Source organism: Streptomyces sp. SS8, from assembly GCF_054072955.1.
In genome coordinates this window covers 103,505-117,941 of sequence record NZ_JBSVCZ010000018.1, presented here as the reverse complement: position 1 = coordinate 117,941, position 14,437 = coordinate 103,505, and the positions used below count along the sequence as shown (strand labels likewise).

Below are 14,437 nucleotides of genomic sequence, written 5' to 3'. Positions count from 1 at the left end.
TCGCCTCGGCCGTGCGGGCTTCCCCGTCCGGCGAGCGTGACAGGGACGGAAGAAACAAGCAAGCGTGCATGCATGCTTTTCTGTGGCCGACGCCGGACGGGACGCGCGGTGAGCCGGGGAACAGATGCCCCCGGCGGCGGGGTTGCGCAGGAAGCCGCCCGGTTCTCGCCGGGCCGGCGCGGGGCGGCCGGCGGCCGCCCCGACCGACGGACACGGAAGGGCAAACGATGAAGATCGGCATCATCGGCGCGGGCAACATCGGCGGCAACCTGACCAGGCGGCTGACCGCACTCGGCCACGAGGTGTCGGTGGCGAACTCGCGCGGACCGCACACCCTCACCGAACTGGCCGAGGAGACCGGGGCCACCCCCGTCGCCGCCGCCGAGGCGGCGCGCGGCGCGGAGGTCGTGGTGGTCACCGTCCCGCTGAAGGCCGTGCCCGACCTGCCCTCCGGGCTGCTCGACGTAGCCGCGCCCAAGGCGGCCGTCATCGACACGGGCAACTACTACCCGCGGCAGCGCGACGGCCGGATCGACGCCATCGAGGACGAGGGGCTGACCGAGAGCCGCTGGACCGAGCGGCAGATCGGCCACCCGGTGGTCAAGGCGTTCAACGGCACCTACGCCCAGGACATCGTCGACAGGCCGCGACCCGCGGGCGACCCGGAGCGCATGGCCCTGCCGGTGGCCGGGGACGACGAGGACGCCAAGCGCCGAGTGCGGGACCTCATCGAGGAGATGGGCTTCGACACCGTCGACGCGGGCGGTATCGACGACTCCTGGCGTCAGCAGCCCGGCACGCCCGTGTACGGGCTGCGGGCCGGTGCCGGGGAGGTCGCCGCCGCGCTGGCCGAGGCGTCCCCGGAGCGGCCGGACGACTTCCGCGCCTGACACCGGAGCCGGCGCGGGGAGCGCGGTCCGCCGCGGGCCGGGCTCCCCGCACCGGGAGGCCGTCAGCCCTCCCCGTCCCGCTCCCCGGGCTCGCGGCCGTCCGCCGCTCTCTCCCCTTCCCCCCTCTTCTCCCCCGCCTTCCTTCCCGTCCGCCGCCCCGCCGGCCTGCCCGCCCTGTCCGGCTTCTCGCGCTGCGGCCCGTTCGCGGCCATACCCGCCGCCGTCGGCATGAAGTCGCTGAGCAGTTCGTGGGTCTCGCGCACCAGAGGCCGCAGCAGGCGGAAGCGGGTCAGGGATATCGCGCGGGCGACGATCGGCGCCACACGCTCGGCCAGGCGGCGGCTGTTCGCCGAGCCCTCGGAGCGGTCGTAGACCCAGAACAGGACCAGGCCCATCTGCTGGAGCCAGAGCAACCGGGGCAACTGCTCGGCGAGTTCGGGATCGTAGGCGGTGTCCGCGCCCGCCAGGACCCTGCGGTGGACCTCGATCGCCGCCTCCCGCGGGCCCTCGGACTCCGCGGAGAAGGGGCTGAGCGGACTGTCGGGGTCGGCGGCGTTCTTGAAGAACTGGGCCGCGAACTCGTGGTACGGCTCGGCGATGTCCAGCCAGGCGAGGAGGACCCCGCGGATGCGTGCCGCGAGGTCCCGCTCGCCGTCCAGGACGGCCTCCGCGGCCGCCTGGTGCTGCTCGGCGATCTGGTAGTAGAAGCCCTGGATCAGGTGCTCCTTGCTGCCGAAGTAGTAGTACGCGTTGCCGACGGAGACCCCGGCCTCCTGGGCGATGGCGCGCATCGTCGTACGGTCGTAGCCGCGCTCGCGGAACAGGCGCAGGGCGGTCTCCAGGATGAGGGCCCGCGTCTGCTCGCTCCTGGGCCGCCGGGCGGGCCCGGCGGCCCTCTCCGGCCCGCCCCGCTTCCCAGCTCCGGGGGCCGCGGTGGGCTCGGAGGAGCCGGCCGCGGCGTCCTCGCGTACGGATCTCGGTGCTGCTTCCACACCGGTGAGCCTAATCGGGCGCCGGACAGTCTCCCCCGCAGGCCGGGGGGAGGGAGGAGGCCGGAGGCCGGCCGGTGAAGGTCCAGCCCGTGCCGGGGTCGTAGCTCCAGCCGTCGTCCGTGCGGTAGACCGTCCCGCCCCAGCCGCCCTCCCGGGCGGCGTCCCCGTCCGGCCTCCGTACCGCTCGCCGGTACTTCGCCGCGGCGAGCACCGCCGCACGCGCCAGCGGCGCGCCCGCCGGGGTACTGAGCCTGTGGGCCGCGGGCCGGTACCCGGCCAGGGCCCACAGGCACACGATCCAGGCGGCCGGCCCCCGGTAGACCTGTCCGCCGTCCCCCACGACCGTGATCTCCTCCAGGGTGCGGCCGTGGTCGAGCTCCGGCAGCCTGCGCCGCGCCTCGTCCGAACCGGCGGGCACCAGGTCGAGGGGGACGAGCTTGCGCTGCCGAGCCAGCCAGTCGCGGACGTGCCGGCACAGCGGGCAGCCCGCGTCGTACAGCACCGTCAGCCGGCGCACCGGGACGCCCGCGGCGCCCCGGTGCCCGGCGGCCGTTCCCGGCGCACCCGTCGTCCCCGTCACGCCCGTCACGCCCCGGCGGCCGGAGCGGTCCAGCCCTGCGGCGGCACCGGGGGTGTCTGCTCCCGCTCCATCGCGCCCCGCCGCCGGATCCGGTTCAGCACGTAGACGTTCCCCAGGTGCAGCACGCCGAGGACCATCAGCACCACGCCCAGTTGCCGCGACAGCGCCTCGAACACCCCCCTGGTGTCGTCCACCGGGGCCCCGACCCGCAGATACAGGGCGACGAAGCCGAGGTTGACGAGGTAGAACCCGACCACCAGCAGGTGGTTCACGGCGTCCGCGAGCTTCTCGTTCCCGCGCAGGACGTCCTCCAGAAAGATCTGCCCGTTCCTGCTGAGCGTGCGCGCCACCCAGACCGTCAGACCGATGCTGACGGCCAGGTAGACGACGTACGTGACCACGGTGAGGTCCATGCCCCGCCCCTTCGTGAAGCGCTCTTTGAACGTGTTCAAAAAGCTGTTGCCGCGGACTGTAGACCTCTTTTTGAACACGTTCAAGTCCGTTGCCCGGCAAGGAGGATGGGGCCGGAGGCCCTCGTCGGCGGGTGGCGCGCGGCGCACCGTCCCGAGTGCCTGACACGCCGGGCCTGACACGCCGGGGGCGGCGGATGCGCCATCGTGGGCGGCGGCGCCTTCCGCACCGGTGCGGCGCGGAGGGCGGCCCGTGCCGCACCTGTCGAAGGAGAAGAGGCCGTGAAGAGGATCGTCGCCCGGATCTGGCACCGCATCGGCGGCCCGCTGCAGTGGCGCCTGCTGTGGCTGGCCAACCCGAAGTTCATGGTGGGCGTCACCGGCGTCGTACGCGACGCGGACGGCAACGTGCTCCTGCTGCGGCACCGCATGTGGCGCGAGGACCGCCCCTGGGGCCTGCCCACGGGCTACGCCAAGAAGGGCGAGACCTTCCAGGAGACCGTCGTCCGCGAGGTGCGCGAGGAGACCGGACTCGAGGTGCGCGTCGGCGAACTCGTCCGTCTCACCAGCGGGTACCGGCTGCGGGCGGAGGTCGCCTACGAGGCCCGGCTCACCGGCGGCGCCCTCCGGGCCGATCCCCTCGAGATCCTGGAGGCAAGGTGGTTCGCGCCCGGCGACCTGCCCGAGGGGCTGCAGGAGTCCCACCGGTCACTGATCGGAAGCGGGTCCGGCTGATCCGGCCGGACCACCCCGCTCCGGGTCCCGGCCCCGGGGCGCGGGCGGGTCCGGGGCCGGGATGCGGGACGGGCCGCGCCGGTCCACGATGGAAGGCGTGACCGACGAGAAGCCGTCGCGGCCCCCGATCATCGTCTGGGGCGTGACACACGGGGACCGGCCGTTCCGCACTGTCCAGCTCGGTGACGGGACGGTCGGCCTCGCCCACGACATCACCGACGTGGTCCGGCTGGCGTACGACGCGGGGCTGAGCCCGGTGGACCTGGACGACCCGGCCACCGTGCGGTGGGTGGGCGGGGACAAGTACACCTGGACCTGAGCCGCCGCCCCGCTCCGGCGGCCCGGTGCCGCCTCACACGCCGTGGGCTCACACGTCGTGTCCCCGGGCGGCGAGCCAGCGGTGGACCGCGGCCTTGTCGGCCACGCTGACGTGCGCGGGCCCCTGCCTGGAGGGCCCCTCGTCCTCGTTGAACCCGGTGTCGGTGACCCGGGCCGTCACCCAGTCGGCCAGCTCCCTCGCGGCGTCGGAGGACAGCCGGCCCTGTTCCCACTCCCGCCGGGCCCGCCCTGCCGCCTCCGCGTCATGGCGGGCGGCCTCCTCCAGCCAGACCGGTGCCAGGCGCCGGACGGCCTGTTCGTCCGCCGGGTCGCCGGTGGGGGGTGTGCTCGGTGAATCGTTCATGTTCCAACGTGTGACCGGCCGGGCCGGATACCATGCCCGATTCGCCCGTCCATGCCCCGGCAGGGTCAGCGGGGAAGGGTGCCGACGCCGCCCGAGGTCGTCTCCGGCGCCCTCCACCGCACGGTCCGCGCCACCGGCCGCCTCCGGCCGGCGAAGCGGTCCAGCAGCCACACGGCACCGTTCAGCCCCCAGGTGAGCAGGGCGAGGGCTGCGATGGGCGCGACCACCAGGCCGAGGATGAGAACGACGGTTTCCGTCACGGTGCCTCCTGAAACAACCGAACCGGGCTGTCATCGACCGGTGCCCCGTACGGAGAAGAACACTCCTGCCGGCTCGCGTTCGGCTCGGCCGTGCCTCGCGCCGCGAGGCACGGCCGGGGGCGTCATCCGGGCTGGTCGCTGTCCTTCAGGGAGCCCCAGCCGTGCCAGCGGTCGATCTCGATCCAGGCGCTGACGCGGCGGCGGTCCCGCCGCGGATACGGCTCGCCCAGGTAGTGGCGGGCCAGCCGGTCGATGTCGGCGAGTTCCGGGTCCTCGCGGATCTCGGCCACCCGGCCGATGAGGCTGACGTGCGTGTACCAGTTGCCCTCGTCGAGCACGGTGAGGGTGACCCGGGGATCGTCGCGCACGTGCCGCAGCCGTTTGCGGGCCTCGTCCATGTTGACCAGCACCCGGCCGTCCTCCCACAGGTACCAGGTGGCGGTGGACACCGGCTGGCCGTCCGGCCGCAGGGTCGTGATGACGGCCGGGTTGGCCTTCTTCAGCATGGTCACGGCCGCTTCGGGGAGCGGTGGCTTCGACATGGGTGGCACTCCTCGGCACATCGCCGTACGTCGCTGTGTGTCGTTGTACGCCGTCCGACCGGCATGGTCCCGCCCAGCATCACACACCGCCGGCGCCGAACGCGGGAGCACGCACTCCCCGCGGGCGGCGGCGTCGCGCCACCGCCCGCGGGGCGTTTCAGACCCGGGCGGCGCGGGTGCGGAAGCGGCGCAGCACGGCGCTGAGGACCCCGGCGTTGACCACGGCGGCCAGGGAGACCAGGCCGAGCAGGAGCGCCGCTCCCACCGGACCGTCCGGCAGCGGCACGGCGAGGGCGAGCAGGCTGGTCGGGGCGGTGGCCGCCACGGGCCACACCCCCGCCAGCGAGGCGTCCTCGTGCGGGACGAACGCCGCGTCCAGCGCGACCCACAGCACCAGCGCGGCGCACACCGCCAGATAGATCCGGGCGGGCCGGTTGTCCGCGATGCCCGAGATCCGCGCGGGGATCCGCCCCCGTCCGTTCCCGCCCCCGTCGCCCCGCGTACCGTCGTGCACGGCCATCTCGCTCACCTGTCTCTTCCGTCTCGCTCATCGTCCGCCGCCCGTCGTGCCGCGCGTTCCACGGGGGTTCGCGGCGCTCACCGTCCGGTCGGACGGCGTGTGCCGTCCGACCGGACGGTGGCGCGGGGCCGGTGGGCCGTGTCGGCCCGTGGATCCAGGATCTCGCCGGGTGGGCAGCGGATTCCTCGGCCGCCGGCAGGAACTCCCTCTCCACCCCTGGGTAGAGGGGGCTCGTACCGGCGGAGGGCGGGCCGGCCGTCTATCCCGTGGAGGTGGTGCGCGGTCTGATCAGCCCGGTGTCGTACGCCAGGATGGTCGCCTGGACCCGGTCGCGCAGTCCCAACTTGCCGAACAGCGCGTTCACATGGGTCTTAACCGTTCCCGTGGAGACTCCCAGGCGCTCGCCGATCTCGGCGTTGGTCAGCCCCGAGGCGACCAGGAGCAGCACCTCCCGTTCGCGGGGCGTGAGCCGCTCCAGCGCCCTGCCCGACTCGGGACGGACCGGCGCGCCCTGCGCGAAGGCGGCGATGAGGCGGCCGGTCACCGCCGGTGCCAGGATGCCGTCGCCGGAGGCGACGACGCGGACGGCGGCCAGGAGGTCGTCGGCCCGGGCGTCCTTGAGCAGGAATCCGGAGGCCCCGGCGCACAGGGCCTCGAAGACGTAGGAGTCCAGGTCGAAGGTGGTGAGCACCAAAACACGGGCCCCGCTCGGGCCGCCGGTGATCAGCCGGGTGGCCGTCAGCCCGTCCATGCCGGGCATCCGGATGTCCATCAGCACCACGTCGGGGCCGAGTTCCGCGGCCAGTTCCACGGCCGTGGCGCCGTCGCCCGCCTCACCGACGACCGACAGGTCCGGTTCGGCGTCGACGATCGCGGCGAAGCCCGCGCGGACGACGGCCTGGTCGTCGACGACCAGCACACGAACAGCGATGGGTCCACCCCCTGCCCCGGGCCGGCGGAGGCCCCGGCCGACCGGGCGTCATCGTCCCATGCGCACCGGCCCGTTCGCCCGGCCCGCCCGGTGGCGGGATAGCCTGGGCGGCGCCCGCCGGGCCGACGGCGGAACGCCGGGGGCGGGTGCGGGGAGCGGGGGCGGATGGACGGCGTACGAAACCGGCGGCGTGTGCGGCGTGTCGCCTCGGCCGTGGCCGGGACATGGGCCGCCCGCGCCTATCTCGCGCTGTGCGGCGCCCTGCTGGTGTGGGTGCCGGCGGACGCCTTTCTCGTGAGCCACGAGGACGCCTCCATGGCGGGGGTCCTCCCCCTGCTGGCCACCGCGCCGCTGAGCGTGCTGCTCCTCCTGGTGCCGTGGGAGGGGATCCTCGCCTACGTGTCGGTCGTCGTCGTGAGCGCCCTGGCGAACGCCGCCCTGGTCAACTGGTGCGTCCGTGCGCTGGGGCGGGGCGGGCGGAGCGCCGGCGGCGCCCGTTGAGCCGGCGCACCGCCCCGGGGCCGGCGCCTCGGTGGGCGGGGGAACCGGCTCAGTAGGTGACCGTGATACGGCGCGCGGGGCCGTCCACCCGGATCCGTCCTCCGACGGGGATGACGAGCTGAGGGTCGGTGTGGCCGAGGTCGACGTCGAACACCGCCATGGTGTCGGGGGCGTACTGCCCGAGGGCCCGCAGTACGGCCTCCCGCTGGTCCCGGCGGAGCCGTGCCTTCTCCGGGGCGGTGAACCGGTTCTCGAACGACCAGCTCCTCGCCCTGCCCATCAGCAGCGCCGGGAACTGCCGGAGCAGTCCGCGTTCGCCCATGTTGCGCAGGATCCGGTAGACCTGTTCGGCTCGCGGCATCTCCTCGGAGGTCTCCAGGAAGAGCACCCCGCCGGCGTAGGAATCGGCCGGAAGGATCTCGCGGTCGGCCATCAGCAGCCAGGAGACGATCTCCAGTTCGCCGCCCCAGCCGATCCCCTCGACCACCCGGTCGCCGTTGTGCCAGGACCAGCCGTCGGCGGGTTCCATCTGCGGTTCGGAGTCGAAGGTGCGCGGGTCGTCCCAGGGGCGGCTGATGTCCCCGTAGGCGTCCGCCGCGGTGAGTTCGTACTCGCCGGAGGTGAACAGCGCCGCCCTGAGCGAGTCGGCGGTCAGCGGGTGCATCGCGCCGGGGCGCCCGAGTTCGACCATCACCGTGCTGCCGTGGTACCCGACGATGCCCAGGTTCCGCAGGAGGAGCAGCAGGTTGGTGTTGTCGCTGTAGCCGAAGAAGGGCTTGGGGTTGGCGCGGAGGAGGTCGCGGTCGAGGTGGGGCAGGACGGTGATCTGGTCGTCACCGCCGATGCTGGCGAACACGGCCTTGACGCGGGGGTCCGCGAAGGCCGCGTGGATGTCCGCGGCCCGCTCCTCGGGCGTCGATCCCATCTTCCTGGAGGCCGGGTACTCCACCGTCTTCAACCCGAATTCCTCCCGCAGTCTGCGCAGGCCCAGCTCGTACGGCATGGGGAAGAGGCCGGGCAGGCCGGACGAGGGGGACAGCACCGCGACCATGTCACCGGGCCGGGGCTTCGCCGGGCATACGGGATCCGTCATCCGCCGATCATAGAAGTCGGCAAACCCGTCGCCGCAGCGAATATCGCGGGGCCCGTCCCGGACGGACTCGCCCCTTCCCCTCCTCAGCCCCGCGGTCCGCGGCCGAGGGGCTGAGGCGCTCCCCCGGGGTCCGCCGCGGCCTGCGGCGGCGCGGGAACGCCCTCCCCGGACCCGGCCTCCCCGTAAGCGGCCTTCGCCGCAGGTGCGCCGGCGGGCCGGCCGCCGGGCTCGTGGAGGGTGGCGAGCAGCTCGCGCATGGCGGCCAGCGCCGCCCGGGCCTGGGCCGCCACGTCCTCCAGCCGTCCCTCCTCGGCGCTGCGCACCACCCGGCCCGCCCGTTCCAGAACGGTCCCGCGCAGCCCTTCGGCCACGTGCCGCCGCTGGGCGCGTACCGCCTCCGCCGCCTGCCGTACCGCCTCCTGGAGCGCCTCCCGCTCACGTGCGGCGGCACGGGCGCCGCGGGCACGCGCGGCGGCGCCCGCCCGCCATACGGCGGTGAGGACCAGCACCAGGGCGGCGGTGAGCGGCACGGTGACCGGCAGGTGCGCCGCCGGCCCGGCGAACCGTTCCGGCAGCAGCCCCGCGGCGGCGGCGCTGGTGCCCACCGCCGCGCCCAGGACCAGGCCCGTCGCGGGGGCGGCCCACCGGGCGCCGCGACCGTACCGGCCGTGGGCCGCCGCGGAGTACAGCGCGGCGGCCTCCACCCCCGCGCCCACCCACAGCAGCGGTACCGCCTTCGGGGGCAGCGCCCCGGACAGGGCCGCCGCCGGCCACAGCGGCACGGTGGCCAGGGCTGCCGCCAGCGCCGCCAGGGGCGCGCGCCGCCGCCACAGCAGCGGCAGTGCGTGGGCCGCCGTCAGCAGCAGGTACAGCGCGTCGGCCGCCGGCCCGTGGGGTGTGGAGCCGACCGTCCGGGTGGCCAGCGCGGGGACCAGCGGGTTGAGGACGGCGAACAGGGCGAGGAGCACCTGGGCCACCCTCCGTCGGCCCATGCGGAGCGTACGCACGGGCCGGCGGGATCCGCGCCCGCCCGCCGGGGGCGCCGCGGGGGCGGGACCGTCGGCGGACAGTTCGGCCCGTACCCGCCAGCCGCCGCCGGGGCGGGGGCCCGCGGTCAGGTTCCCCCCGGCCGCCGCCGCGCGTTCCCGCATCCCGTCCAGGCCACGTCCCGACCCCAGACCGCGTACGGCGCCGGATGCGTGCGGCGTCCCGCCGGACGGCGGGGCGCCGTTGTCGACGGTCACCTCCAGCAGGCCGCCGTGGTGCCCGACGACGACCCGTACCGCCGCGCCGGGCGCGTGACGCAGCGTGTTCGTCAGGGCCTCGCGCACGACGGCGAAGACGGTTTCGCCCAGCCTCCCCGGCAGGTCCACCCGGAGGTCGGTCTCCACCGGGCCGCCCAGCCCGCCCACTCCGGCGGCGAGTTCGGCGATGCGGCCGTTCCAGGTATGCGGCTCCCCCTCAGCCTCGGTGCGCATCACCGCCACCAGTTCGCGCAGTGTGGCCAGGGTCTCGCGGCCGTCGCGCGCCGCGGCCTCCAGCGCCTCGGCGGTCAGTTCGGGCCTGGAGCCGCCGAGTCTGCGCGCGGCCTCGGCCGTGACCACGACCGAGGTCAGGTGGTGGGCTCCGACGTCGTGGAGTTCGCGGGCCAGCCGGTGGCGTTCCTCGTCGGCGGCCCTGTCCCGCTCCGCCTCGGCCCTTGCCAGCCGTACGGCGGCGGCGTGCCGGGCGGCCAGTCGGCGGCGTCTGCCCAGGCCGGTTCCGGTGCCGATCACATGCGGCACGGCGGCGAGGACGAGGCCCGCGGCGGCGCCCCGGCTCCCGCCGTACAGCACGGCGCCCCACAGCAGCTGCCAGCACAGGTGGGCCGCGCCGGCGATCACGATGGCGGCGGCCTCGCACCGCACCGCCACCGCGTGCAGGGCGAGGGCCACACCGGCGCTGCCGAACAACTCCAGCGCGCCGGGGAACGAGGCGGCCGGCCCGAGGACCGCCACGGCGGTGACGCCTGCCAGCGCGCCCACCGGCGCCCGCCGGCGCAGGCCGAGGACGGCGGCGGCCAGGCACACCGCCAGCAGGCCGGCGCCCGCCTCCACCGGTCCCGGGGCGCCGCCGCCGGGGCGCAGCGCGTCCAGGGGCCACCACACGATCTGCGCGGCGGCGAGGGCGGCGGGGACGGCGAGGGCCCCGAGGGCCGGCCAGGGCCGTGGTGCCTCCATGTCCGGGAAACATAGCGGTGCGCCCCGCGCCGTCCGCCGGCGCGTCCGGTCCGCGGACTGCCGGACGGGCCCGCACCGCTTCCCGGGGCTCCCCGGCCGTCCCGCGCACGCCGACATGAACAGACACCCTTTTTGCCCTATTATTCCGTTCTAGTGACTTATCTCTCGCCTCCTCCGGTATCCGAGAGGGAGGGCCCCGCCGACCGGCCGCCCTCTCCCCGGGTACGTGCGGAGATCCTCGCCTCCTGGCAGCGCTCGCGTCTGCTCGGCGTCGACCAGGAAAACCCCGCGCTGCCCGTCGAGAGCGACCTGGACCCCGACTCCCGGCTACTCAGGGCGGCCATGCCGGTACTGCGGCGGCTGTACGAGCGGTTCTCCGGGATGCCCGTCACCGTGGTGCTGACCGACTCGCGGGCCAACATCGTCGACCGGCTCGGGGAGACCGGGGGGCTGGAGCTGATGGATGCCGCCTCCCTCGTCCCGGGCGCCAACGTCGACGAGCGGTTCATGGGCACCAGCAGCGTCAGCATGGTGCTGAGCACCCGTGCCCCGTTCGTGGTCGTCGGACACGAGCACTTCCTGCACAGCCTCAAGACGCTGACCTGCATGGCCGCCCCGGTGCGCGACCCGTTGGGCGGCACCTTGCAGGGCGCGGTGAACCTCTCCGTCCCCATGGAGCTGGCCAGGCCCGGGATGGCCCTGACGCTCCAGAAGGCCACCGACCGCATCGGCGAGCGGCTGCTGGAGATGGGATCGGCCCGGGAACGCGGCCTGATGGAGTCCTTCCTGCGGGCCAGGCGGCGCGGCGAGCACTCCGAGATCGACCTCGCCACGGGTATGCCCGCCCAGCGCGGCGAGGCGGCGCCCCGGCTGGACCCGAGGGAGGAACTGGCGCTGCTGGAGGCCGCCACCGAGCTGATCTCCTCCGGCGGCGAGACGTTCGCCGAGGTGCCACTGACGGGCGGGCGGGTGGCGACGCTGCGGCGCAAACTCCTGCACCACGGCGACGCGGAGGGCGCCGCCGTCGAGATCAGCTTCCGAAAGGCCCGTCCCGCCGTCCCCGTACCGGGAGCATCCGCGGCCGTGGCGAGCGGCCCGGACGGCCGGCGGGTGCCGCTGCTGCGTCCGCCGTCCCCCGCCGGAGGGCCCTCGGGCGCCCGGGAGGAGCCGGGCACGCCGGACGGCACCCGGGAGGAGCCCGAAGGGCCGCGGGAGGCGGAACCGGAGCGACGACCCGGTGGGACGGAGGGCGGCGGCCCCGACGCGTGGCTGCTGATGGTGGGCGAGCCGGGGGTCGGCCGCCTGGCGGTCGAGGCCCGTCGGCGGCTGTCGCTGCTGAACGAGGCGGGCACCCGGATCGGCACCACACTGGACATCCGGCACACGGCGCGGGAGCTGGCGAAGATCGCCGTTCCGGGGTTCGCCGACGTCGTCGTGGTGGACCTGACCGAGGACGTCCTGGCCGGCGAGGAGCCCCGGCCGGGAACCCCCGGTGCCGCGACGGCGCTGCGCCGGGTGGCCGTACGGGGCGGTGAGGGCGCGGAGGGCGAGCGAACCGAAGGCGCGGACGCCCAGGTCGGCTACGCACCCGGCACGCCGCAGGCCCGGTGCCTGGAAGCCGGGCGGCCGGTGGCGGACTCGGTGCGGACCGAGATCCTCACGGCGCCCTCCCTGGGCGGCGCCCACCCCGGCGAGCTGCTGCGCGAACTGCTCGGCGAGGGCGAGCACTCGTATCTGGCCGCGCCGCTGCGTGCCGGGAGCGCCGTCCTGGGTCTGGCCGGTTTCTACCGGCGCGGCAGGGCGCGCCCCTACGAGGAGGACGACCTGGCCCTGGCGGGCGAGCTTGCGGCCCGCACCGCGATCAGCGTGGACAACGCCCGCCGCTTCAGCCGGGAGCGCGACGCCGCCCTGACCCTGCAGCGCAGCCTGCTGCCGCGTGACACGCCCCGGCTGGCCGCCGTCGACCTCGCCCACCGCTATCTGCCCGCCGACTCCAGGAGCGGGGTGGGCGGCGACTGGTTCGACGCGATCCCGCTGTCCGGGATGCGTTCGGCGCCGGTCGTCGGGGACGTGGCGGGCCACGGACTGGAGGCGGCGGCCACCATGGGCCGCCTGCGCACGGCGGTGCGCACCCTGGCCGATCTGGACATGCCGCCGGAGGAGGTGCTGGCCCACCTGGACGACCTGGTCGGCCGCGCTCTCGACGACCCGGCCACGGCCGCGACCTGCCTGTACGCCGTGTACGACCCGGTGACCTGCCGCTGCACGGCCGCCCGGGCCGGGCATCCGCCGCCCGTCGCCGTGTTTCCCGGCGGCAGGGCGCGGACGCTGGACCTGCCGGCCGGCCCGCCGCTCGGGCTCGGCGGGCTCCAGCCCTACGAGTCGGCCACCGTGGAGCTGCCCGCGGGCAGCCTGCTGGCGCTGTACACCGACGGCCTGCTCAAGGAGGACCGCGGCTACGGCGACGCCGAGGCGCGCATGGGACTGCTCGCCTCCGCGCTGCGCGGCCCGGAGCCGCCGCGGGGTTCCCCGCCGGACTCGCCGCCGGGGCCGTCGCTGGAGCGGATCTGCGACCGGGTCACCGGCACTCTGCTGCCCGACGGCCCCCGGGACGACGTGGCCCTGCTGCTGGCCCGTGTGCACGCGCTGCCCGCCGACCGGGTGGCGTCCTGGGAGCTGCCCTCCGACCCGTCGGTGGTGTCCGACGCCAGGGCGCTGGCCCGGCGGCAGCTGGACGAGTGGAGTCTGCCGGAACTGGAGTACGGCACCGGCCTGGTGGTGAGCGAGCTGGTCACCAACGCCGTGCGGTACGGCGGCGGGGGGCCTGTGCGGCTGCGGCTGCTGCGCGGCGCGTCCCTGCTCTGCGAGGTCTCCGACCGCAGCAACTCCTCTCCCCGCATCCGGCGTGCCGGGGTGACCGAGGAGGGTGGGCGCGGCCTGTTCCTGGTGGCGCAGTTCACCAGGAACTGGGGGGTGCGCTACATGCAGCGGGGGAAGACGGTATGGGCCGAGCAGGTGCCGCCCTCCGGGGACTTCGGCCCCGGGCGGCCCGGCCGCCGGGGGGAGCCCGCCCCGGAGGAGACGGACGAGCAGGCGCTGCTGGCCATGTTCGACGACCTGGGCTGAGAAGGCCCGGCGCCCGCCGGAGCGGCGGCTCACCGGGTCGGCGGGGCCGTGAAGCAGCGGGCCGGTACGGGTCAGTGCGGCCAGATCGGCGGTTCGGTGGTGAAGTGGCCGCCCAGGCAGGCGTGTTCCGGCCTGTCCGGGTCGAGTTCGCCCTGTTCGGCGATGAGCCCGGCCGCATAGGGCTCGGAGTCGTCCTGCGGCTCGTACCCCAGCGCCCGCGCCGAGGAGAGGTCCCACCACAGCCGGGTGTTGGCGGAGGAGCCGTGGACGACGGTGTGCCCGACGCCCTCGGCGGTCAGGGCGGCGTGCAGCAGCCGGGCCCCGTCGGCGGGGCTCATCCAGACCGAGAGCATCCGCACCGTCGTGGGCTCGGGGAAGCAGGAGCCGATGCGGACGGAGACGGTCTCGATGCCGTGCCGGTCCCAGTAGAGCTGGGCCAGGTCCTCGCCGAAGCACTTCGACAGCCCGTAGAAGGTGTCGGGGCGGTGCGGGGTCTCCACCCCGATCAGCGGATCCCCCTCACGCGGGCGGGGGGTGTAGCCGACGGCGTGGTTGGAGGAGGCGAAGACGACGCGTCCGACGCCCTCCTCACGGACCGCCTCGTAGAGGTTGTAGGTGCCCTCGATGTTCGCCCGCACGATCTTCTCGAAGGGGGCCTCCAGGGAGATCCCGGCGAGATGGACGACGGCGTCCACGCCCCGCACGGCCTCGCGCAGCGCCGCCCGGTCCGCGAGGTCGGCGGTGATGGTCTCCTCGGCCCGCTCCTCCGCTCCGGGGAGCGGCTCGACGGGGGCGACGTCCAGGAGGCGGAGGGTGTAGCCGTAGGAGGGGAGCAGTCCCCGCATCAGGGTGCCGAGGCCACCCGCGGCACCGGTGAGCAGGACGGTTCTGGGGGCGGGCATGGGCTGTCTCCTCGGTGCGGTGGGGAGGCCGGCGCGCACACGCCGAGCGGGTTC

General features: G+C 75.1%; 16 protein-coding genes. 5 read left to right on the top strand and 11 right to left on the bottom strand.

Annotated features, from left to right (window positions below; genetic code table 11):
- Window positions 1-68: 68 nt before the first annotated feature.
- Window positions 69-890: an NADPH-dependent F420 reductase gene (locus ACW69E_RS18425; RefSeq protein ID WP_457499345.1), complete on the top strand. Its 822-nt coding sequence runs from the start codon at window positions 69-71 to the stop codon at window positions 888-890.
- A gap of 62 nt (window positions 891-952) precedes the next feature.
- On the opposite strand, the gene ACW69E_RS18420 is transcribed toward ACW69E_RS18425, so the two are convergent.
- The 3 genes from ACW69E_RS18420 to ACW69E_RS18410 all read right to left on the bottom strand — a co-directional run bounded on the left by ACW69E_RS18420 (window position 953) and on the right by ACW69E_RS18410 (window position 2,875).
- A complete protein-coding gene (locus tag ACW69E_RS18420; protein WP_457499365.1) occupies window positions 953-1,735 on the bottom strand; it encodes a TetR family transcriptional regulator in 783 nt (260 codons plus the stop codon).
- A 157-nt stretch (window positions 1,736-1,892) separates the two neighbouring features.
- Window positions 1,893-2,462 (bottom strand): thiol-disulfide oxidoreductase DCC family protein, encoded by a 570-nt coding sequence (locus ACW69E_RS18415; RefSeq protein WP_457499344.1) that lies wholly within the window; start codon window positions 2,460-2,462, stop codon window positions 1,893-1,895.
- Between the two features lie 5 nt (window positions 2,463-2,467).
- Window positions 2,468-2,875, bottom strand: a complete 408-nt coding sequence (locus tag ACW69E_RS18410) for a hypothetical protein (protein WP_457499343.1) — start codon at window positions 2,873-2,875, stop codon at window positions 2,468-2,470.
- Between the two features lie 279 nt (window positions 2,876-3,154).
- Between ACW69E_RS18410 and ACW69E_RS18405 the strand changes: the two genes are divergently transcribed.
- Complete coding sequence (locus ACW69E_RS18405) at window positions 3,155-3,607, top strand: NUDIX domain-containing protein (protein ID WP_457499342.1); 453 nt, start codon at window positions 3,155-3,157, stop codon at window positions 3,605-3,607.
- A gap of 97 nt (window positions 3,608-3,704) precedes the next feature.
- Window positions 3,705-3,926, top strand: a complete 222-nt coding sequence (locus tag ACW69E_RS18400; protein ID WP_307792285.1) for a hypothetical protein — start codon at window positions 3,705-3,707, stop codon at window positions 3,924-3,926.
- A 48-nt stretch (window positions 3,927-3,974) separates the two neighbouring features.
- On the opposite strand, the gene ACW69E_RS18395 is transcribed toward ACW69E_RS18400, so the two are convergent.
- The 5 genes from ACW69E_RS18395 to ACW69E_RS18375 form a co-directional block, all read right to left on the bottom strand.
- Window positions 3,975-4,289, bottom strand: a complete 315-nt coding sequence (locus tag ACW69E_RS18395; protein ID WP_457499341.1) for a hypothetical protein — start codon at window positions 4,287-4,289, stop codon at window positions 3,975-3,977.
- 65 nt (window positions 4,290-4,354) lie between these two features.
- Window positions 4,355-4,549, bottom strand: a complete 195-nt coding sequence (locus ACW69E_RS18390) for a hypothetical protein (protein WP_457499340.1) — start codon at window positions 4,547-4,549, stop codon at window positions 4,355-4,357.
- A 122-nt stretch (window positions 4,550-4,671) separates the two neighbouring features.
- The gene (locus tag ACW69E_RS18385) at window positions 4,672-5,091 is read right to left on the bottom strand and encodes a PPOX class F420-dependent oxidoreductase (RefSeq protein WP_457499339.1); all 420 of its coding nucleotides are present in this window, start codon (window positions 5,089-5,091) and stop codon (window positions 4,672-4,674) included.
- A 157-nt stretch (window positions 5,092-5,248) separates the two neighbouring features.
- Entirely contained in the window at window positions 5,249-5,611 is a 363-nt protein-coding gene (locus ACW69E_RS18380) for an SCO4225 family membrane protein (RefSeq protein WP_457499364.1), read from the bottom strand.
- Window positions 5,612-5,870: 259 nt separating this feature from the next.
- On the bottom strand, window positions 5,871-6,542 hold the full coding sequence (locus ACW69E_RS18375) for a response regulator (RefSeq protein ID WP_457499363.1): 672 nt from the start codon (window positions 6,540-6,542) through the stop codon (window positions 5,871-5,873).
- 165 nt (window positions 6,543-6,707) lie between these two features.
- Between ACW69E_RS18375 and ACW69E_RS18370 the strand changes: the two genes are divergently transcribed.
- A complete protein-coding gene (locus tag ACW69E_RS18370) occupies window positions 6,708-7,043 on the top strand; it encodes an SCO4225 family membrane protein (RefSeq protein ID WP_457499338.1) in 336 nt (111 codons plus the stop codon).
- A 49-nt stretch (window positions 7,044-7,092) separates the two neighbouring features.
- Here the strand turns inward: ACW69E_RS18370 and ACW69E_RS18365 are convergent, their stop codons facing one another.
- Both ACW69E_RS18365 and ACW69E_RS18360 read right to left on the bottom strand, forming a co-directional pair.
- On the bottom strand, window positions 7,093-8,136 hold the full coding sequence (locus ACW69E_RS18365; protein WP_457499337.1) for a S66 family peptidase: 1,044 nt from the start codon (window positions 8,134-8,136) through the stop codon (window positions 7,093-7,095).
- A gap of 83 nt (window positions 8,137-8,219) precedes the next feature.
- A complete protein-coding gene (locus ACW69E_RS18360; protein ID WP_457499336.1) occupies window positions 8,220-10,355 on the bottom strand; it encodes a sensor histidine kinase in 2,136 nt (711 codons plus the stop codon).
- Between the two features lie 153 nt (window positions 10,356-10,508).
- Here ACW69E_RS18360 and ACW69E_RS18355 point away from each other — a divergent pair, with 153 nt between their 5' ends.
- Window positions 10,509-13,481: a SpoIIE family protein phosphatase gene (locus ACW69E_RS18355; RefSeq protein ID WP_457499335.1), complete on the top strand. Its 2,973-nt coding sequence runs from the start codon at window positions 10,509-10,511 to the stop codon at window positions 13,479-13,481.
- A 71-nt stretch (window positions 13,482-13,552) separates the two neighbouring features.
- On the opposite strand, the gene ACW69E_RS18350 is transcribed toward ACW69E_RS18355, so the two are convergent.
- The gene (locus tag ACW69E_RS18350) at window positions 13,553-14,383 is read right to left on the bottom strand and encodes an NAD-dependent epimerase/dehydratase family protein (RefSeq protein WP_457499334.1); all 831 of its coding nucleotides are present in this window, start codon (window positions 14,381-14,383) and stop codon (window positions 13,553-13,555) included.
- Window positions 14,384-14,437: the final 54 nt, after the last annotated feature.